At 62.8% G+C, this 16,403-nt stretch carries 15 protein-coding genes, 1 tRNA gene and 1 pseudogene; 2 read left to right on the forward strand and 15 right to left on the reverse strand.

The features are described 5' to 3' along the window. Positions 1–28: 28 nt before the first annotated feature. Together gatA and gatC are read right to left on the reverse strand one after the other, a co-directional pair. Entirely contained in the window at positions 29–1,570 is a 1,542-nt protein-coding gene (gene gatA / locus KIH81_RS08790) for an Asp-tRNA(Asn)/Glu-tRNA(Gln) amidotransferase subunit GatA (RefSeq protein WP_214305013.1), read from the reverse strand. A 5-nt stretch (positions 1,571–1,575) separates the two neighbouring features. Beyond that, on the reverse strand, positions 1,576–1,875 hold the full coding sequence (gene gatC / locus KIH81_RS08795) for an Asp-tRNA(Asn)/Glu-tRNA(Gln) amidotransferase subunit GatC (protein WP_044089358.1): 300 nt from the start codon (positions 1,873–1,875) through the stop codon (positions 1,576–1,578). A gap of 557 nt (positions 1,876–2,432) precedes the next feature. On the opposite strand from gatC, the gene KIH81_RS08800 reads away from it, so the two are divergent. After that, positions 2,433–3,395, forward strand: a complete 963-nt coding sequence (locus KIH81_RS08800; RefSeq protein ID WP_214305040.1) for a hypothetical protein — start codon at positions 2,433–2,435, stop codon at positions 3,393–3,395. Positions 3,396–4,115: 720 nt separating this feature from the next. Here KIH81_RS08800 and KIH81_RS08805 read toward each other — a convergent pair. From KIH81_RS08805 to KIH81_RS08830, 7 genes and pseudogenes are all read right to left on the reverse strand, one after another. Next, positions 4,116–5,102 carry a permease of ABC transporter system gene (locus tag KIH81_RS08805; protein WP_236029460.1) on the reverse strand — a complete coding sequence of 329 codons (987 nt, stop codon included), beginning with the start codon at positions 5,100–5,102 and terminating at the stop codon, positions 4,116–4,118. Next, entirely contained in the window at positions 5,099–6,037 is a 939-nt protein-coding gene (locus tag KIH81_RS08810) for an ATP-binding cassette domain-containing protein (RefSeq protein WP_214305014.1), read from the reverse strand. Before KIH81_RS08810 ends, KIH81_RS08805 begins: the two co-directional genes overlap by 4 nt. Positions 6,038–6,169: 132 nt before the next feature. After that, complete coding sequence (locus KIH81_RS12385; protein ID WP_420829141.1) at positions 6,170–6,607, reverse strand: TrmH family RNA methyltransferase; 438 nt, start codon at positions 6,605–6,607, stop codon at positions 6,170–6,172. 68 nt (positions 6,608–6,675) lie between these two features. Further along, positions 6,676–7,186 (reverse strand): annotated as a pseudogene (locus KIH81_RS12390) (RNA methyltransferase); the annotation flags it as partial. Between the two features lie 178 nt (positions 7,187–7,364). Then, complete coding sequence (locus KIH81_RS08820; RefSeq protein WP_214305016.1) at positions 7,365–7,994, reverse strand: type I phosphoribosyltransferase; 630 nt, start codon at positions 7,992–7,994, stop codon at positions 7,365–7,367. A gap of 68 nt (positions 7,995–8,062) precedes the next feature. Then, positions 8,063–9,502: a DNA recombination protein RmuC gene (locus KIH81_RS08825; RefSeq protein ID WP_214305017.1), complete on the reverse strand. Its 1,440-nt coding sequence runs from the start codon at positions 9,500–9,502 to the stop codon at positions 8,063–8,065. 122 nt (positions 9,503–9,624) lie between these two features. Beyond that, entirely contained in the window at positions 9,625–9,906 is a 282-nt protein-coding gene (locus KIH81_RS08830; RefSeq protein WP_214305018.1) for a metal-sensitive transcriptional regulator, read from the reverse strand. A gap of 260 nt (positions 9,907–10,166) precedes the next feature. Here KIH81_RS08830 and KIH81_RS08835 point away from each other — a divergent pair, with 260 nt between their 5' ends. Then, a complete protein-coding gene (locus tag KIH81_RS08835; RefSeq protein ID WP_214305019.1) occupies positions 10,167–12,803 on the forward strand; it encodes an HAD-IC family P-type ATPase in 2,637 nt (878 codons plus the stop codon). 227 nt (positions 12,804–13,030) lie between these two features. Here the strand turns inward: KIH81_RS08835 and KIH81_RS08840 are convergent, their stop codons facing one another. The 6 genes from KIH81_RS08840 to rpsF all read right to left on the reverse strand — a co-directional run bounded on the left by KIH81_RS08840 (position 13,031) and on the right by rpsF (position 16,331). After that, the gene (locus tag KIH81_RS08840; RefSeq protein WP_214305020.1) at positions 13,031–13,762 is read right to left on the reverse strand and encodes an MIP/aquaporin family protein; all 732 of its coding nucleotides are present in this window, start codon (positions 13,760–13,762) and stop codon (positions 13,031–13,033) included. A gap of 206 nt (positions 13,763–13,968) precedes the next feature. Continuing rightward, positions 13,969–14,042: transfer RNA gene (locus tag KIH81_RS08845), tRNA-Lys, on the reverse strand. A 527-nt stretch (positions 14,043–14,569) separates the two neighbouring features. Then, positions 14,570–15,016 (reverse strand): 50S ribosomal protein L9, encoded by a 447-nt coding sequence (rplI, locus tag KIH81_RS08850; protein WP_109057841.1) that lies wholly within the window; start codon positions 15,014–15,016, stop codon positions 14,570–14,572. Between the two features lie 19 nt (positions 15,017–15,035). Beyond that, a complete protein-coding gene (rpsR, locus tag KIH81_RS08855) occupies positions 15,036–15,284 on the reverse strand; it encodes a 30S ribosomal protein S18 (RefSeq protein ID WP_033890661.1) in 249 nt (82 codons plus the stop codon). A gap of 54 nt (positions 15,285–15,338) precedes the next feature. Next, positions 15,339–15,983, reverse strand: coding sequence for a single-stranded DNA-binding protein (locus KIH81_RS08860; RefSeq protein ID WP_214305021.1), 645 nt, complete (start codon positions 15,981–15,983; stop codon positions 15,339–15,341). A 54-nt stretch (positions 15,984–16,037) separates the two neighbouring features. Then, positions 16,038–16,331, reverse strand: a complete 294-nt coding sequence (gene rpsF, locus KIH81_RS08865; RefSeq protein ID WP_109057843.1) for a 30S ribosomal protein S6 — start codon at positions 16,329–16,331, stop codon at positions 16,038–16,040. Between the last annotated feature and the right edge of the window lie 72 nt (positions 16,332–16,403).

Raw genomic sequence — 16,403 nt, forward strand, 5'->3', positions numbered from 1 at the left:
TGTTTGTGTTTTCCTTCCGATGCTTCCGTCACTTGGCCAGGCCGTCAAGCCACGGGGTCTTGAGGCTGTTCCAGATCGGGCCGCCCCAGCTTTCCTCCAGCGCCGCTTCGAGGGCGGCGGCGGGCTTGTACATGACCTCGTCGCGCTGCTGCGGGGCGATGAACTGGAAGCCCACGGGCAGGCCGTCGTCGGACAGGCCGGCCGGGATGGACATGGCCGGCACGCCGGCGAGGTTGGCCGGGATGGTGGCGATGTCGTTCATGTACATGGCCAGCGGATCGTCCATCTTCTCGCCGAACTTGAAGGCGGTGGACGGGGAGGTCGGGGAGACCAGCACGTCGGCCTGCTCGAAGGCCTTCTTGAAGTCCTGGATGATGAGCGTGCGGACCTTCTGGGCCGAGCCGTACCAGGCGTCGTAGTAGCCGGCGGACAGGGCATAGGTGCCGAGGATGATACGACGCTTGACCTCGTCGCCGAAGCCGGCCTCACGGGTGTAGGCCATCATGTTGGCGGCGGTCTGCGGCACGCCGGCCGGCGGCATCACGCGCAGGCCGTAGCGCATGCCATCGTAGCGGGCCAGGTTGGAGCTCACCTCGGACGGCATGATGATGTAGTAGGCACCCAAGGAGTAGCCGATGTGCGGGCAGGAGACCTCGACGACCTCGGCACCCATTTCCTTGAGCTTGTCGACGGCCTCGTTGAAGCGGGCCTCGACGCCGGGCTGGAAGCCATCGCCGCCGAGTTCCTTGATCAGGCCGACCTTCAGGCCCTTGAGGTCACGCTTGGCACCCTCGCGGGCGGCGGCGACCATCGGGCGCGGGCCCTCCGGGATGGACGTGGAGTCGCGGCGATCGTGGCCGCCGATGACTTCCTGCAGCAGGGCGGAATCGAGCACGGTACGGGAGACCGGGCCGATCTGGTCGAGCGAGGAGGCCATGGCGATGGCGCCGAAGCGGGAGACACCGCCGTAGGTGGGCTTGACGCCCACGGTGCCGGTCAGGGCGCCGGGCTGACGGATGGAGCCGCCGGTGTCGGTGCCGAGGGCGAGCGGGGCCTCGAACGCGGCGACCGCGGAGGCGGAGCCACCGCCAGAACCGCCGGGCACGCGCTCGGTATCCCACGGGTTGTGGGTGGTCTGGTAGGCGGAGTGCTCGGTGGAGGAACCCTGGGCGAACTCGTCCAGGTTGGTCTTGCCGAGCAGCGGCATGCCGGCGGCCTTGAGCTTCTCGATGACGGTGGCGTCGTACGGCGGCACCCAGCCTTCGAGGATCTTGGAGGCGGCGGTGGTCTCGATGCCCTTGGTGACGATCATGTCCTTGATGGCGATCGGCACGCCGGCCAGCTCGGGCAGGGCGGCCTTGTCCTCGGCGGACTTCTTGTCGAAGGCGTCGGCCTGCTCCAGGGCCACGTCGCCGGAGACCTTGAGGAAGGCCTTGATGGACGACTCGGCGGCCTCGATCACCTTGAGGTGGGCCTCGACGAGCTCGCGGGAGGTGACGTCGCCCTTCTTGATGGCGGCGGCCTGCTCGGCGGCGGACAGCTTGACGAGAGATGCGGTTTCGTTGCTCATCGGGTTCACTCCTCGCTTCCCAGGATTCGCGGTGCCACGAACATACCGGCCTCGGTCTTCGGACCGCCGGCGAGCGCCTCTTCCTGCGTGAGCGGGGTCTCGGCCACGTCCGGGCGCAGGTAGGCCTCAAGCGGAACCGGGTTGGCGGTGGGCTCGACGTCGTCGGAAGCGACTTCCTGGACCTTGTTGATGGAGTCTGCGATGACGTTCAGTTCGCCCTGCAGACGGGTGATTTCCTCATCGGTGAGCGCGATTCGGGCAAGATCGCCCAAATGCACGATTTCTTCGCGTGAAAATGTTGGCATGGGCCCAACTATACGAGTGGTTTGTGACACGCGGAATACCGCCGCTCGAAGCATGGGCCGGCGGTCGTCCGATGGGCTTCCGGGCGCTTGGGGCCGAATGCCGGCGAGGCATTCCAAGCACCGGCTGACCGGGATTTACCGTTGAGGACCGGTGCGGAGCGGTAAAACGGGGAGCAGGTGCCGCCGATGCTCTTTTTATGGCATGCATGCGGGGCAGAGCAGGCGTCACATACCTTCATAACCCCAATACAAGCCTGTTAGCGGGGCAGAACAGGCAATACGCAACCGGCTTTCCCCGCTGGCAGCCAGTTAACGCGGCAATACAGCTAGTAGTGCCCTCTGGCACCCCGCTCACATCATTTCAGCGCGGTAGAACAGGTATTACGCAGCCGATTGGCCCCACATTGGAATCGTCGAAGATGCGTCTGACGGCCGACCACCCATTATCCACATACTTATCCACATCTATCCACAATTCAGCACTTTGCTGAGAAGCTGCACCCACATTGGCCGCTCCGCCTTTCCCGAGAGGCATTCGCCGGCATATGGTCATTGCCATGAAACATCACAAAGTCGTGGAAACGTTAATGCAACAGGCCGAAACAGAACGCCGCTGTGCCGTCGGCAAAGACAAAGCTCAGCGTTCCGCATTGGAGCGGCGGGCCAAGGCACAGGAGCTGAAGCGCGTATTCCCCAATATGTACGTATCACCCACCTATTGGGATTCCCTGAATCCCGCGGAACGATCGACGCATATCGCCCGTACGCTGCACCTCAAACATCCGAATTGGATATTCGCCGGAATCACCGCGGCGAGCATCCACGGTTTTGACCATCCGTGGATGATGCATGACGGCACCATCGCCATCGTCGCCCCCGGTAAGGGTGCAGATGCAAGCACCGCCCTGGTGCGGCGAATTTTCATACCGTCATGCACTCCGGCATACGTGGATGGCATTCCCGTGACCGACGGAGCCAGAACCGTAGTGGATTGCGGCCTTATGCACGAATTCCGCCTGGCCTTGCCCGTCATCGACTCCGCGCTGGCCAGCGGCGTCGCCGCAAGTGACATACTCGCCATCTGCGGCAACTCCCGGAAAGACTGCACAACGGTATTCCGGCTTTTGCATCATGCCAATCCCGCCAGCGAGAATGGCGGCGAATCGCTGGCTCGCGGCACCATCATCGAAGGCGGATACGCGACTCCGGAAATTCAGCAGACCATCATCGATCCTCAAACCGGCATGGCATATCGGGTGGATTTCATGTGGAGACTCGCCGACGGCCGCATCATCGTGGGCGAATTTGACGGCACACGAAAATATGTGGATCCGGATATGTCGGGGCGCAAGACCATACAGGGCGTGGTTCACGATGAAAGGGCACGTGAGGATGCACTACGCCGGGCGAAGGTCGCCACGGTCGTGCGGTTTACATTCGACGACGTGTTGCGTAGACGACCGCTTTGGAACAAATTACAGACGGCCGGCATACCGAAGACGCGCAGTTTGTGGTTCTGAGGGAAGCATAACGGGGAGTATCTGCCTGATTGGTCACGCCGGGCCAAGGTGCAGCGAGGCAAGCCAGGCAGAAACCGCACGTAACGCCCCGCGGGAGGTCTGCCAGCGAGGCAAACAAGGCATCATATGCCGGCAATGCCCCACTAGGGACTCGTCAGCGGGACGAATCGGGGACCTATTCGCGTTCACGCCCCGCTCAGAATCCGGCAGCGGAGCAGAAGGGGGACCAGCCATCGGCAATCCCCCGCTGAGCTTCTATCAGCGGGACGGCACAGGGAGCAATCACCATCCTTGCCCCGCAGGATATCCGCTGGCAGGGGCAGAACAGGGGCAGCTGCCCCTTATGCCCCCATCAGATGCCTATCAACGAGGCGGCATAGGGATCAATTCACCTTTCTTGCTCGGCGGAACAGCCATCAGCAAGCAAGAAAGGACATATCTGTAGAACCGCGTTTTACCTGCCGTCAGCGCCCGCTCGGCAACACTCAGGAGAGCGAGCACAATACTGAACGGCCCTGCTAAGCCAGGATTGACGTGCATCCAATCCGACTGCGCCAGCAGATCCTCCGGCAAGGGGCGCCGAGAATAAGGACCACATGTCAATCTTGGTTCAACAGAGACTGCTGAATCCCTCAAACCCCGACGAACTCGCGGACAGGACACGTCGAGGGTATTGAGCAACGCCTGCTGAAGCATCGAAGAAACAGGCGCCGTATGCCGTCACTTCACATCGGCGCGTTGCGTGACGATGAGGCCTCCGATCCAGGCGGCGGCGACCCAGGCGAGCAGAATGAGGCCGGACTGCCACCATTCGGGAATCCAGTAGTCCTGCAGGACCGAGACCGAGGAGACGGCATCGCTGCGGATGCTGCCGCCGAGGAAGTTGTTCATCGCCATGTCGGGCGTGAGGTAGGCCAGGGTGCCGAGCCAGGAGACCTGGCTGACCGCCATGGAGACGATGGCCAGTATGGAGGAGAGGACCATGAGCAGTACGACCACCGTGCTCACGCCGCCCACTGTGGAGCGGGTCAGTGCCCCCAATCCCACCGCCATCAGGGCGATGAGCATGATGATCAGAGGGAAGCCGGCCACGGTGATGGGGATGATGCGCCACTGGTCGTCTTTGAGCGGCGTGACGTCATAGCCTCTGGCGAACAGCAACAGCATGCCGGATGCCAGCAATATGCCCACGATTCCGGAAGCGAGCGCGTACAGCGCCACGGCAAGCGATTTGCCGACGTAGAACATGCCGCGTCTGGGATTGGCGGTCAGGCTGGATTGGATGGCGGACGTGGTGTACTCGCTGGTGATGGCCATGACGCCGAAGATGCCGATCACCAGCGCCGCGGTGCTGCCCGAGGACGCCAGCACGGCCCACAGATCGGCGGCGGCGAGCGGCTTGGGATGGTCAAGCGTTTTGCCGGTGGTGATGTCGATGGTGGCCATGAACGTGATGGTCCAGGCACTCAGCGCGGCCATGCCCACCATGAGTGCGGAGGCCAGGCCGAGCAGGATCCAGGTGGAGTTCAGCGATTTGAGCTTGAGCAGCTCGGCCTTGAGCACGCCGAGAAAGGACAATCGGATACGGCGACTCCAACGGTTGGCGCGGCGTCCGGTTTCACGGGACGAGGCAGGGACACGGTCCCCGGCCATGGCCGTTTTCTCACCATCCGGATTCAAGGCATCCATCTCCGGGCCGTTCATCATCCGACCTCCTGCGCACGGTATTCGGTTTGGTTATGGGTCAGAGCCATGTATGCCTCCTCAAGCGAGGCGTGTTCCTCGACGAGTTCGTAGGTGATCAGCCCCGCCTGGGCGAACACGCGGGCGGCGGCCACCAGATCGGCACCGGTGATGCGGAACACCTCGCCCATGGGCGGGTCCGCAGGCGTGCGTTGGTCCGGCGTGACGCTGACTCCTTCAGCATTGGCGAAAATCGCCATGAGCTTGGCCGGTTCGGGTGTGACCACGCGGATGGAACGTGCGGAATGCTCGGCCACGAACCTGCCGACCGTGGTGGTTTCCAGAATGCGTCCCTGGCCGATGATCACGAGGTTGTCCGCGGTGAGCGCCACCTCGCTCATCAGGTGCGAGCTCAGAAGCACGGCACGTCCCTGCGAGGCATAGTAGCGGCACAGTTCACGCACCCATTTGACGCCTTCCGGGTCGAGTCCGTTGATCGGCTCGTCCAATACCAGGTTATGCGGGTCTCCCAGCAGGGCCGCGGCGATGGACAGCCGCTGGCTCATGCCGAGCGAGAAGCGGCCCGCTTTGGTCTTGGCCACGCTGGTCAGGCCGGTCATGTCGATAACCTCGTCCACCCGGCGTCTGGGGATGTTGTTGGTGTAGGCCAGCGCAAGCAGATGGTCACGGGCCGAACGCGACCGATGCGCCGACTTGGCGTCCAGCACCGCTCCGACGGCACGCATGGGCGCGCGCAGGCTGACGAATGGCTTGCCGTCGATCAGCGCATGGCCGTCGTCCGGAGCGATCAGACCGAGCATCGCGCGCATGGTGGTGGATTTGCCGGCACCGTTGGGTCCCAGAAAACCGGTGACCTTGCCGTCCTCGGCGGTGAACGTCACGTCACTGAGTGCTTGTTTGGATTTGAACCGTTTACTGAGCCCCTCAACCTCAATCATGGTTCAACTCTAGGCGACAAGCCGGCACCTCGCCAGTGCGACGGCCTGGCTGTCGACGTATGGCTACCCGTTTTGGCACCGTACGCATCGGGGGCAGAACGTTCCGGTCCGTGCAGATCGGAATCGCCGTGTCTATCGGCCGATAACCGCGTGCTGGGCGATCCAGGCGTGCATCGCCACAGCGGCGGCCGCACCGGCGTTGATGGAACGGACCGAACCGAATTGGGAGATGTAGACCACGTCGTCGGCCAAGTCGAGAGCCTTCTGGCTCAGACCTGGGCCTTCGGCACCGAACAGGAGCAGGCAGCGCTTGGGGAAAACGTAGGTTTCCATCGGCACCGCACCGGGAATGATGTCGAGGGCGATGACGCGGGCGGCCTCCAGCTCCTTGATGCGCGCGTCCGCGGCGGTGAGTTCGGCCAGCGCGGATTGTCTGGCGTCAGGGACCGAGACCGATGCGTGCGTATCAGACGGAACGGGATTGGACGGGAGCGGGGCGACCGATGCACTGGCAGCCGCGGCGGGGGTTCGGGCCGGAACGCCGAAATCCCCGGCATCGATGTCCGCCATGAGCCTGTCGTTTTCGGAGATCAGCGATGCGGCCGAGGGGCGTGGCGTCAGAACCGCGGATTCATGGACGTGTACGGCGGCGGCCGCGGCGCGGGCACGCTCGTAGGCGATTTCGCCGGCGATGCGGTTGCGCCAGCATTCCACCAGCTCGGCGATGGACGGGTGATGCTCCACGTGCTGGTAGAGCTCGGTCATCAACGCGCCCTTGCGGTTCCACTTGTGAGGCCCGACGATATGCACGCGCCTTGCCTGGAAGGCATTGGCGGTGCGCACCATGGAGCCGATGTTGAAGTCGTGGGTCCAGTTCTCCACTGCGACTTCGAAATCATGACGGCCACGAACGTCCAGATCGTCCTTGATGGCCTGCACGGACCAATACCGGTATCGGTCGAGCACGTTGCGCCGATCGCCTTCGTTCAGGAGTTCCGTATCGAAACGGGAATCGTAGTTGGGTGATGCGGCATCATCCGGACGGGGTTCGTCGGGATGTGTTTCGACCCACGGGCCTACGCCGATTTCACGGAATTCGGGTTCGCCGGATGCCTTGGCGGCCAGGGAAATCTGATTCGGCGCGTGCAAGCCGCATACCTCCTGTGATTGCACATCATGGTTTTCGCCAGAATCAGGCGAAAAGTATTGGAAAACCGTTGGTATTAGGCGGATTCCCGGAGAGACACGATTAACGAGGGCACTCTCTCAGGAAAACAATCCGCCTATGACAGATGAAATCTGCTCAATCGAAACCGGCAACGACGAATTACCGCAGCTCGGATTCGTCGAAGACCTGGACGAAGGGCAGGATGTGGCTCTCGCCGGTGGAGGGGTTGATGACGTCGATGTTCTTCGCGCCGCCGCCGACCAGCGAGGCGATGGCCACCACAGAGGCGCCCAGCTGTTCCACCACGCCGAAATCGAGGCTCAGCTCGTTGCCGTTGCGCAGGGTAACCAGGGAGCTGGTCTGCACATATGACTTCTCGGACAACCATGCGTCCAGCAGCACCACACGGCGGCCTTCGATGGACGGCCCCTTGATGGACGGATAGACGAAGTCCATGACGAATCCGTCCAGGTCCTCGCCGCGGGAGGCGGCTGCCTGCATCATCGCGGAGACCATCGGCACGGCGGCGGCGGTCAGGGCGCCAACCGCGTCGAAGTCGTCCACCGAGTAGCCGGCGTCCTCAAGGGCGTCGAGCAGCACATGGCCCATCACCACGGCCGCGCGGTGGTCGAAGGTCACGGCGGCCAGTTCGGAGAAGGGACGGCCCACCACGTGCTCTTTGAGCAGGGAGGCCAGCTGCTCGCGCGGGTCAAGCATGGCGAAATCGGTGGCGTTCTTCGAGGCGGCAAGGTCCGGGGTGCCGGTACGGCGGAATCCAGATTCAGTCATGTTCCCAGACTATCGCCTGAGGGGGTCAGGGATGGGCTGGAACCCGGCCGCAATCGGAACACGTCGGCTCAGTCTTTGGCGTTATCGGACGAATCGGAGTCCGAGGGCGCAACCTCGGGCGCGGCGAGCTCGTTGATGTTGCCCGATTCGGATTCGATGAGCGGCACTTCGCCGATGATCTTGGTGGGCTCGATCTTCTGCAGCTTGCGCGCCGTGGGCAGCACGCGCTTCTCCAGACTGGCGGCGAACTTGTTATAGGCGCCGACCGTCTTGGAGATCTGCGTGCCGAGCTTGGTGGCGTAATCGCCCAGCACGGCGAAACGGTCGTACAGTTCACGGGACAGATCGAACAGCTGCTTGGCGTCATCGGTCAGGGACTGCTGCTGCCAGGCATACGCCACGGACTTCAGCACAGCCCACAGCGTGACCGGCGAAGTGAGCGCCACCTTGCGGGAGAAGGCGTCGTCCATCAGCGTGGAGTCGGCTTCGAGCGCGGCCTGAAGCAATGCCTCGTTGGGGATGAACGCCACCACGAAGTCCGGGGCCGTGTCGAAGGCGTTCCAGTAGGCCTTCTCGCCGAGGGCACGCACATGCTCGCGCAGCGCCTTGGCATGCGAACGCAGCAGCTCGTCTCGCCGCGCCAATTCTTCCGGACTAGCGGTTTCCGGAATCTCGCAGGCGCGCTGGTAATCGGCGTACGGCACCTTGGCGTCAATCGGAATGGTCTTGCCGCCCGGAAGGTGGACAATCATATCCGGTCGCAGCGTGCGGCCGTCCGCACCGGTGACCACCACCTGCGTATCGAAGTCCACATGTTCCAGAAGTCCCGCGGATTCCACGATGTTCTTCAGCTGGGCCTCACCCCAAGCGCCACGCACCTTGTTGTTGCGCAGCGCGGCGGACAGGGAGCTGGTCTCCTTGTCCAAGCGAGCCTGCTGATCATTGAGCCCCTTGAGCTGGGCCCCGAGGGCGCCCATCTCCTGCTTGCGGCCCTCCTCGATCTGCGTGACCTTGTTCTGCAGCGCATCGAGGTTCTTGGCGACCGGAGCCAGCGCCTCCAGCACCTTGCTCTGTTCCTGGAGCCGCGCCTCCTGCTCGCGTCGCTTCGTTTCCGCGGCCTCCGCTTCGGCACGACGACGTTCCTCGGCAGCCTTGGCCTCAGCCTGGCGACGTTCCTCGGCCTCGGCAGCGGCGCGCTCACGCTCATGCTGGATGCGAATCTGCTCGGCCTGCTGCGCTTGTGCCAACTGCGACTTCACGAACGCCAACTGGCGTTCCGCACCTTCCATCTGAGCACGGGCGGCGGCTTTCACGGCATGCAGCTCGGCGATTTCGGATCGGGCGGACTCCAATGCGGCGCGCGCCTCCTCCAATTCCTCGGCCTTGGCACCGCGGGCCATCTCCTGGCCCTTGTTCCGCCCCAGCAGGAATCCGGCGGCGAGTCCCATCACGACTCCGACCACCAGTACCAGCACCACAATTACTACGGTTCCCATTTGTTCAGACATGGTTCCCAGTATCGCATTGTTTGAGAAGGACGGTAAAATTTTTCCCTTCACACCGGAATCACGCCGTTTTCAGGCCTCTCGCCGAGATTCCGGCGCTCAGAAGGTAGAAGAAACCCCATCCATCAGGACTTGACGAGACGGGCGATGGCGGCGGAGGCCTCGGCGAGCTTCTCATCGGCCACGGGACCACCCTCGGCGGAGGCCTGACGCACGCAATGGTTGAGGTGGTCGTCCAACAGCAGCAACGCCACGGATTTCAACGCGGAATTCGAGGCGGAAATCTGCGTGAGGATGTCGATGCAGTACTTGTCGTCCTCCACCATCTGCTCGATGGCGCGCACCTGTCCCTCGATGCGGCGCAGCCGCGCCACCACCTTCGACTTGTCGCCGCTATAGCCGTGCATAAATCCACCAGCCTTTCCGCAAAGCCCCGTCAAACCAAAATCGTCATAAATCCGATTGGGCCACCCCTCAGACCGCCCCGCAGCCAGCTCCCCCGGCAAGGGGAGCCAGGGACGAAGACCGTGCCGATCCCGGAATCTTGGTTTGACAGACCTCTTTCGCTATCCGTTATTCCTCAAGCTGAACACACCACATTATATACCCTATAGGGGTATTGGGTATACACTGTTGCCCGATACAATGAAGAGAGGAAGGAGCGGGTATGGAATTCGATATCTTCCCGGTGGCTGCGGCCCTGTTGGCTGCGGCGGCCCTGACATGGCTGGTGTTGCGGTTCTTCTTCGCCCCGCAACGTGGCGAGGCCGGCACGGTCAGCAATGGCCGGCAGCATGCGACCATCACCGTCAAAGGCGGTTACTCCCCCGCGCAGGTGACCATGCGGGCCGGCATGCCCATCACCCTCACGTTCGACCGGAAGGAAACCGGCGAGTGCACCTCGCATGTGGTGTTCGCGGATCTGGGCATGGACGTCATGCTGCCGGGCAATGCCACGACCGACGTGGAATTGCCGGCACTGCCGGCGGGCGAGTATCCGTTCGCCTGCGGCATGAACATGGTGCATGGGTTGCTGCGCGTGGAGGGGAAGGAGGACGAGCTTCGCTCGCGGTCCGGTGGCCCGGCCGAGGCCGAGCGCTTCTCTCCCCCAGTCTCGCTTCACTCGACAGTCCCCTCGTCAGAGGGAGCCAAGGATGCGGCGGCAGCGGAGCAACGCGAGGCCCAGGAACGCCGCAACGAAATCAGGTCGCTCACCAGACTGGTAATCATCGGCGCGGTACTGACCATCCCGGTGTTCGTCGTCACCATGCTGCATATGGCGAATCCCGCGCTCGTGCCGCACTGGATGGTGAACCCGTGGCTGCAGGCCATGCTCATCACCCCGGTGATGTTCTATTGCGGTCACCCCGTCCATTCAGTTGGGTTCCCGGCACTGGCCCATCGTTCCCCGGACATGAATTCGCTGGTTTCGCTGGGCACGTCGGCCGCCTACCTGTACAGTCTGGTGACCTGCATCGCCCCGTGGGTCTTCCCCGAGGGCTCTCGCGAACCGTATTTCGAATCGGTGGGCGTGGTCATCACGCTGGTTCTGGTCGGTCGTCTTCTGGAGACCAAGGCCCGCGAGGGCACCGGCAAGGCCGTGCAGTCCCTCATCAAGCTGCGTCCGACCTCCGCTCACCTGCTGAGCGTCGGCACCAACGGTTCCGCCGCCGACCTCGGGAACATCGAATGGCGAAATCCCGCCAATGCCACGGACACTCCCATCGACGCCGTCTCCACCGGCGATCTGTTGATCGTGCGCGCCGGCGAGCGCGTGCCCACTGACGGCGTCATCGTGGCCGGCGAGGTCACGGTGGACGAGTCGATGATCACCGGCGAATCGAAGCCCGTGGTCAAGTCGTCCGGCAGCCCGCTGACCGGCGCGACCGTGCTGCTGAAGGGCGATTGCGTGATGCGCGCGACCCAAGTGGGCGCGGACACGGTGCTTTCGCAGATCGCCGCGATGGTGGCCCGCGCGCAGGCCACGAAGGCCCCGGTGCAGCAGCTGGCCGACCGTATCGCCCGGTATTTCGTGCCTGCGGTGATGATCATCGCCATCTGGACGTTTGCCGTATGGGTTTCGCTCGGCCCCGATCCGAAGCTCGCGCACGCGATGGTCACGGCGGTCAGCGTGCTCATCATCGCCTGTCCGTGCGCGTTGGGCCTCGCCACGCCGCTTTCGGTGACGGTGGCGCTGGGCCTGGGCGCCACGAACGGCGTGCTGGTCACGTCCGCCAAGGCGCTGGAGCAGGCGCGCCTGATCGGTACCGTGGTGTTCGACAAGACCGGCACCATCACACGCGGCGTGGTGGACGAATCCGCGGATTGGAGCCGCCCGAGCTACGAACAGGACACGGTCAAAGACGGTTCCGTCGAGGCCGTCGCGGCGTTGCGCGCCCGAGGCATCCGCACGGTGATGTTGTCCGGCGACAAGGCGGACGTAGCCTCCCGCATCGCACGCGAGGTGGGCATCGACACGGTGATCTGCGAGGTCAAGCCGGACGGCAAGGCCTACTGGATCGAGAAACTGCAGCGCGAGCGCGACGAACACGGCGCACAGGGCGAGCGGTCCGGTGCCAGACAGTCCGCGAATCTCATTGCGATGGTGGGCGACGGCATCAACGACGCGCCCGCACTGGCGCAGGCCGATCTCGGCATCGCCATCGGCACCGGCACGGACGTAGCCATGCAGTCCGCGGACGTGACGCTGATGAGCGGCGACCTGCGGGGCGTGCTGAAGACCATTGACCTGTCGCAGGCCACGATGCGCAATATTCGCGAGAATCTGGGCTGGGCGTTCGGGTACAACGTCATCGGCATCCCGATCGCGGCAGGCGTGCTGTTCCCGTTCACCGGCTGGCTGCTGAGCCCCATGATCGCAGGTCTGGCGATGGCGTTGAGCTCGGTGTGCCTGGTGCTCAACGCGAACCGTCTGCACGGGGCCGATATCGGCGTCGGGCAGGCTTCCGGCGACAAGTCCGCCGCCACGGCAGCGGCCTCGGCATCCCACTCCCCCGCCGCTGAACCGACCGTCATCATCGACGATCGCACCTCATTGCACTTGTCCGCGCACACGGACAACAACCATCCAACCACCAAGGAGAATCCCATGGATATGAACATGCACATGCATCACGCCGCACCGGCCGAGGGCGAGACCGCCACCGATCCGGTGTGCGGCATGACCGTGGCCGTGAACGCCGACGCCATCACGCGCGAACACGACGGCAAGACCTACTACTTCTGCGGCGCGCATTGCGCCAACAACTTCGCCAAGGCCCCGCAGATCTTCCTGAACGACTGAACGGCCGGGCGTATGGACGACTGGCAAAGCGCGGCAAGACGCTATTGACGGGAAATCCCGCGAAGCCACACTTCAGCCAGCTTTCACCAATGAGGAAGCCACAGCAAGGCCACGAGTAAGGCCAGGCACGATATACGAAGACGGCCCCTGCATGCAATCGCAGGGGCCGTCTTCGCATATCCGGGGCACCGCCTATCAGGCAGGTACCGGCGTGATCGCCACTGATATCAGGCGAAGAAGATCACGAACATCCAGCAACCGATGATCGCGCCCACAATCGGGGCCACGACCGGGATCCAGGCCTCGCCCCAGCGGGAGGAGCCCTTGTGCGGAATCGGCAGGATGGCGTGCAGGAGGCGCGGCATGAGGTCGCGGGCCGGGTTCAGGCCAGGGCCGGTCGGGCCGCCCATGGAGGTCACGAGACCCCACACGATGAAGCCGACCACGATGGAGGCGGCGGCGTAATCCTGCTTGCCCCAATCCAGGGAGAGGCAGCACAGCGCGCCGAACACGAGCACGAGGGTGCCGAACATCTCGTTGAGGAAGTAGTTGATCTTGTCGTTGTGGGCGTCGGTGGTGCAGAAGGTGCCGAGAATGGCGTTGGCGTCCTCGGTCTCCTTGTAGTGCGGCCAGTAGGTCAGATAGACGATGAACTGGCCCAGGGCGGCGCCGAGCAGCTGCGCGATGATGTACGGCAGCACCTCGTTCCACGGGAACAGGCCGTTGATGGCCTGGGCGAGGGTCATGGCCGGGTTGATGTGGGCGCCGGAGACGCTACCGAACATGAGGACCGGGAACATCACGCCGAAGCCGTAGCCCATGGCGATGTTCAGCCAGCCGGCGTGGTGGCCCTTGGTGTTCTTGAGTTCGACGTTGGCCACGGAGCCGTTGCCGAAGATCATCAGGATGGCGGTGCCGAAGAACTCGGCGGCCAGCTTGGTAAAGAGGGAGTATTCCACTGCTTCTTCTTTTCTTCCTAATTACTGGGTGATGTGACTGCTTTCGACAAGCAGGAGTCAAGCAAACTAGGCAAGTGTACGCCGAGGGCTGAACGTGGACGATGGTCCACGCCGGCCGACGCGGAGCTGATTGGCGACTGGCCGGAACCGTCTGAGTCCTGTCCGGAAAAACAAAAAACCGGAATCTTTCGATTCCGGTTTATCTGTGCCCCCGCAGGGATTCGAACCCTGGACACGCTGATTAAGAGTCAGCTGCTCTAACCAACTGAGCTACAGGGGCGTTGGTTAGTTGTTGAAGTGTTCCTTGCAACGAGTGATAAATATACTCGGATTCAGAACGGATGCAAGTCTCGGCGTGTCGCCCGGAATTCCAACGTTTTTAAAAACGTGATTTTCAGGTTGGACGGCCTTCGAAAAGCACCTTTCAGACCATCAAAATCAGGCCTTCACAAAATAAACACATATTTATGGCAGGTAAATATCGAGCGACATCACACAGGGGCGTGGTCCGAACTCGGAATCCACGGATACAACCTCTACGGAGTTTCCTGAATGCACGTCCTCGAGCAATACAGAAAGACTCTATTAAACCAAGATTGACATGAATCTCTGTCGGACTACCCCTCAGTCGGCTTCGCCGACAGCTCCCCTGACAAGGGGAGCCGAGAATAAATGGCCCACGTCAATCTTGGCCTAGCAGAGCATACAGAAAGCCCCGTGTCGCACGCGAACATGCGAACACGGGGCTTTCCGATGCTTAAGCTCAGACCTTCAGTCTGAAAGATTCCAGCGTGAAGCCGGAATGGTTCACTCGGCCACGACCTTCACGAAGAAGGAAGCGGTGATCTCCGGGTGGAGGGCCACCTTGGCGGGGAAATCGCCGGTGGTCTTGATGGTCTCGACCTCGATGGCCTTCGGGTTCACCGGAGCCTTGTCGGCCAGAGCGATGGCGATGGCCTCGTTGGAGATACCACCGAACAGCTTGCCGGACTCGGACACCTTGGCGGCGATCTCGACGGTCGTGCCCTCGATGGCGGCCTTGGCGGCGACGGCATCCTCGCGGGTGGCGACGGCCTTGGCCAGACGGGCGCGCTTCATGGCGACGATCTGGGCCTCGGCACCCTTGTTCCACGCGAAGGCGAGGCCCTGCGGGATCAGGAAGTTGCGAGCGTAGCCGGCCTTGACGGTGACGACGTCACCGGAGTGGCCCAGGTTGGACACGGTCTTGGTGAGAATAACCTTGGATTCAGCCATTGTTCAAAGCCTCCCTAACTCAGCGACCCGAAGTGGCGTACGGCAGCAGAGCCATCTCGCGGGCGTTCTTGATGGCCTTGGAGATCTCGCGCTGCTCCTGCACGGTCACGCCGGTGATACGACGGGAACGGATCTTGCCGCGATCGGAGATGAACTTGCGCAGCAGCGCAACGTCCTTGTAATCGATCTCGGTGATCTTGGCAGCCTTCAGCGGGTTCGGCTTCTTCTTGAACGGCTTGACCGGCGGTTGCGGCCTCTTACGTGACATGATGTTCTCCTTAAAAATTCGATTTGCTAATGCTGATCAGCTTGCGATGCAGGCTTAGAACTCCGGGTCGGAATCGTCGCCGCCACCGAAATCGGAGGAAGCGCCGAAGGTCGAGAAGCTGCCGGAATCGGAGGAGCCGGAGCTCCACGGATCGGCCGCCGGAGCGGACGGGGCGGACGGCGCCGCGGGCTGCTGGGAGTAACCGGCGCCACCCTGGTAGCCACCGTTGTAACCTCCCTGGCCACCGGAGTAGCCGCCCTGGTTGCCGTAGCCGTTGTTCGGCTGGCCACCCTGGTAGCCACCGTTGTTGCGACCCTGGAAGCCGCCCTGACCGGACGACGTGCGGGTCACCTGGGCGGTGGCGTACCGCAGGGAGGGCCCGATCTCGTCGAGCTGCATCTCCACCACGGTCCTCTGGGTACCGTCCTGTGCCTGGTAGGAACGCTGCTGCAGGCGGCCCTGGGCGATCACGCGCATGCCCTTCTTCAGGGACTGGGCGCAGTGGTCGGCCAGATCGCGCCATGCCGAACACCTCATGAACAGCGCCTGGCCATCCTCGAACTGGTTGGTCTGGCGGTTGTAGGTTCGCGGGGTGGAAGCAATCGTGAAGCTCGCCACGGTGGCCCCGCTGCCAATGGTGCGCAGCTCGGGATCCGAGGTGAGGTTACCCACGATGGTGATGACGGTTTCGCCTGCCATAACGGTCCTTACTTATCTGTTCGCCAGCTGATCGGCTGACTGAAACGCTGTAACTCAGGCGTCCTTACGAAGGATCTTCGTACGGATCACGGATTCGTTGAGGTTGAGCACACGATCGAGCTCATCGCTGACAGCGGGCTCGGCGGTGTACTTCACGACGACGTAGTTGCCTTCGGTCTTACCGGCAATCTCATAGGCGAGCTTGCGACGGCCCCAGTAATCGGGCTCATCGAAAGAACCGCCTTCCTTGGTGACGAGCTCCAGATACTGCTCGGTCAGCTTCTTCAGACCGCGCTCATCCAGCTCAGGATCGGCGATGAACATCAGTTCGTACTTGTGCGCAGACATCACCCACCTCCTTCGGACTAATCGGCCACGGACGTTCCGTGGCAGGAGTGTGTATACGCTTGCCCGGACCCC

This window comes from Bifidobacterium miconisargentati, from assembly GCF_019331675.1.
In the GTDB taxonomy this organism is placed as follows: Bacteria; Actinomycetota; Actinomycetes; order Actinomycetales; family Bifidobacteriaceae; genus Bifidobacterium; species Bifidobacterium miconisargentati.

What these genes read in the sequence shown, in the direction of transcription:
- gatC (WP_044089358.1), bottom strand. Translation starts at nt 1,875, where the DNA reads ATGCCAACATTTTCACGCGAAGAAATCGTGCATTTGGGCGATCTTGCC.
- KIH81_RS08820 (WP_214305016.1), bottom strand. Translation starts at nt 7,994, where the DNA reads ATGACTGAATCTGGATTCCGCCGTACCGGCACCCCGGACCTTGCCGCC.
- KIH81_RS12385 (WP_420829141.1), bottom strand. Translation starts at nt 6,607, where the DNA reads ATGGCGGACATCGATGCCGGGGATTTCGGCGTTCCGGCCCGAACCCCC.
- rplI (WP_109057841.1), bottom strand. Translation starts at nt 15,016, where the DNA reads ATGGCTGAATCCAAGGTTATTCTCACCAAGACCGTGTCCAACCTGGGC.
- rpsR (WP_033890661.1), bottom strand. Translation starts at nt 15,284, where the DNA reads ATGTCACGTAAGAGGCCGCAACCGCCGGTCAAGCCGTTCAAGAAGAAG.
- KIH81_RS08830 (WP_214305018.1), bottom strand. Translation starts at nt 9,906, where the DNA reads ATGCACGGCTATAGCGGCGACAAGTCGAAGGTGGTGGCGCGGCTGCGC.
- KIH81_RS08800 (WP_214305040.1), top strand. Translation starts at nt 2,433, where the DNA reads ATGAAACATCACAAAGTCGTGGAAACGTTAATGCAACAGGCCGAAACA.
- rpsF (WP_109057843.1), bottom strand. Translation starts at nt 16,331, where the DNA reads ATGTCTGCGCACAAGTACGAACTGATGTTCATCGCCGATCCTGAGCTG.
- KIH81_RS08805 (WP_236029460.1), bottom strand. Translation starts at nt 5,102, where the DNA reads ATGATGAACGGCCCGGAGATGGATGCCTTGAATCCGGATGGTGAGAAA.
- KIH81_RS08810 (WP_214305014.1), bottom strand. Translation starts at nt 6,037, where the DNA reads ATGATTGAGGTTGAGGGGCTCAGTAAACGGTTCAAATCCAAACAAGCA.
- gatA (WP_214305013.1), bottom strand. Translation starts at nt 1,570, where the DNA reads ATGAGCAACGAAACCGCATCTCTCGTCAAGCTGTCCGCCGCCGAGCAG.
- KIH81_RS08860 (WP_214305021.1), bottom strand. Translation starts at nt 15,983, where the DNA reads ATGGCAGGCGAAACCGTCATCACCATCGTGGGTAACCTCACCTCGGAT.
- KIH81_RS08835 (WP_214305019.1), top strand. Translation starts at nt 10,167, where the DNA reads ATGGAATTCGATATCTTCCCGGTGGCTGCGGCCCTGTTGGCTGCGGCG.
- KIH81_RS08825 (WP_214305017.1), bottom strand. Translation starts at nt 9,502, where the DNA reads ATGTCTGAACAAATGGGAACCGTAGTAATTGTGGTGCTGGTACTGGTG.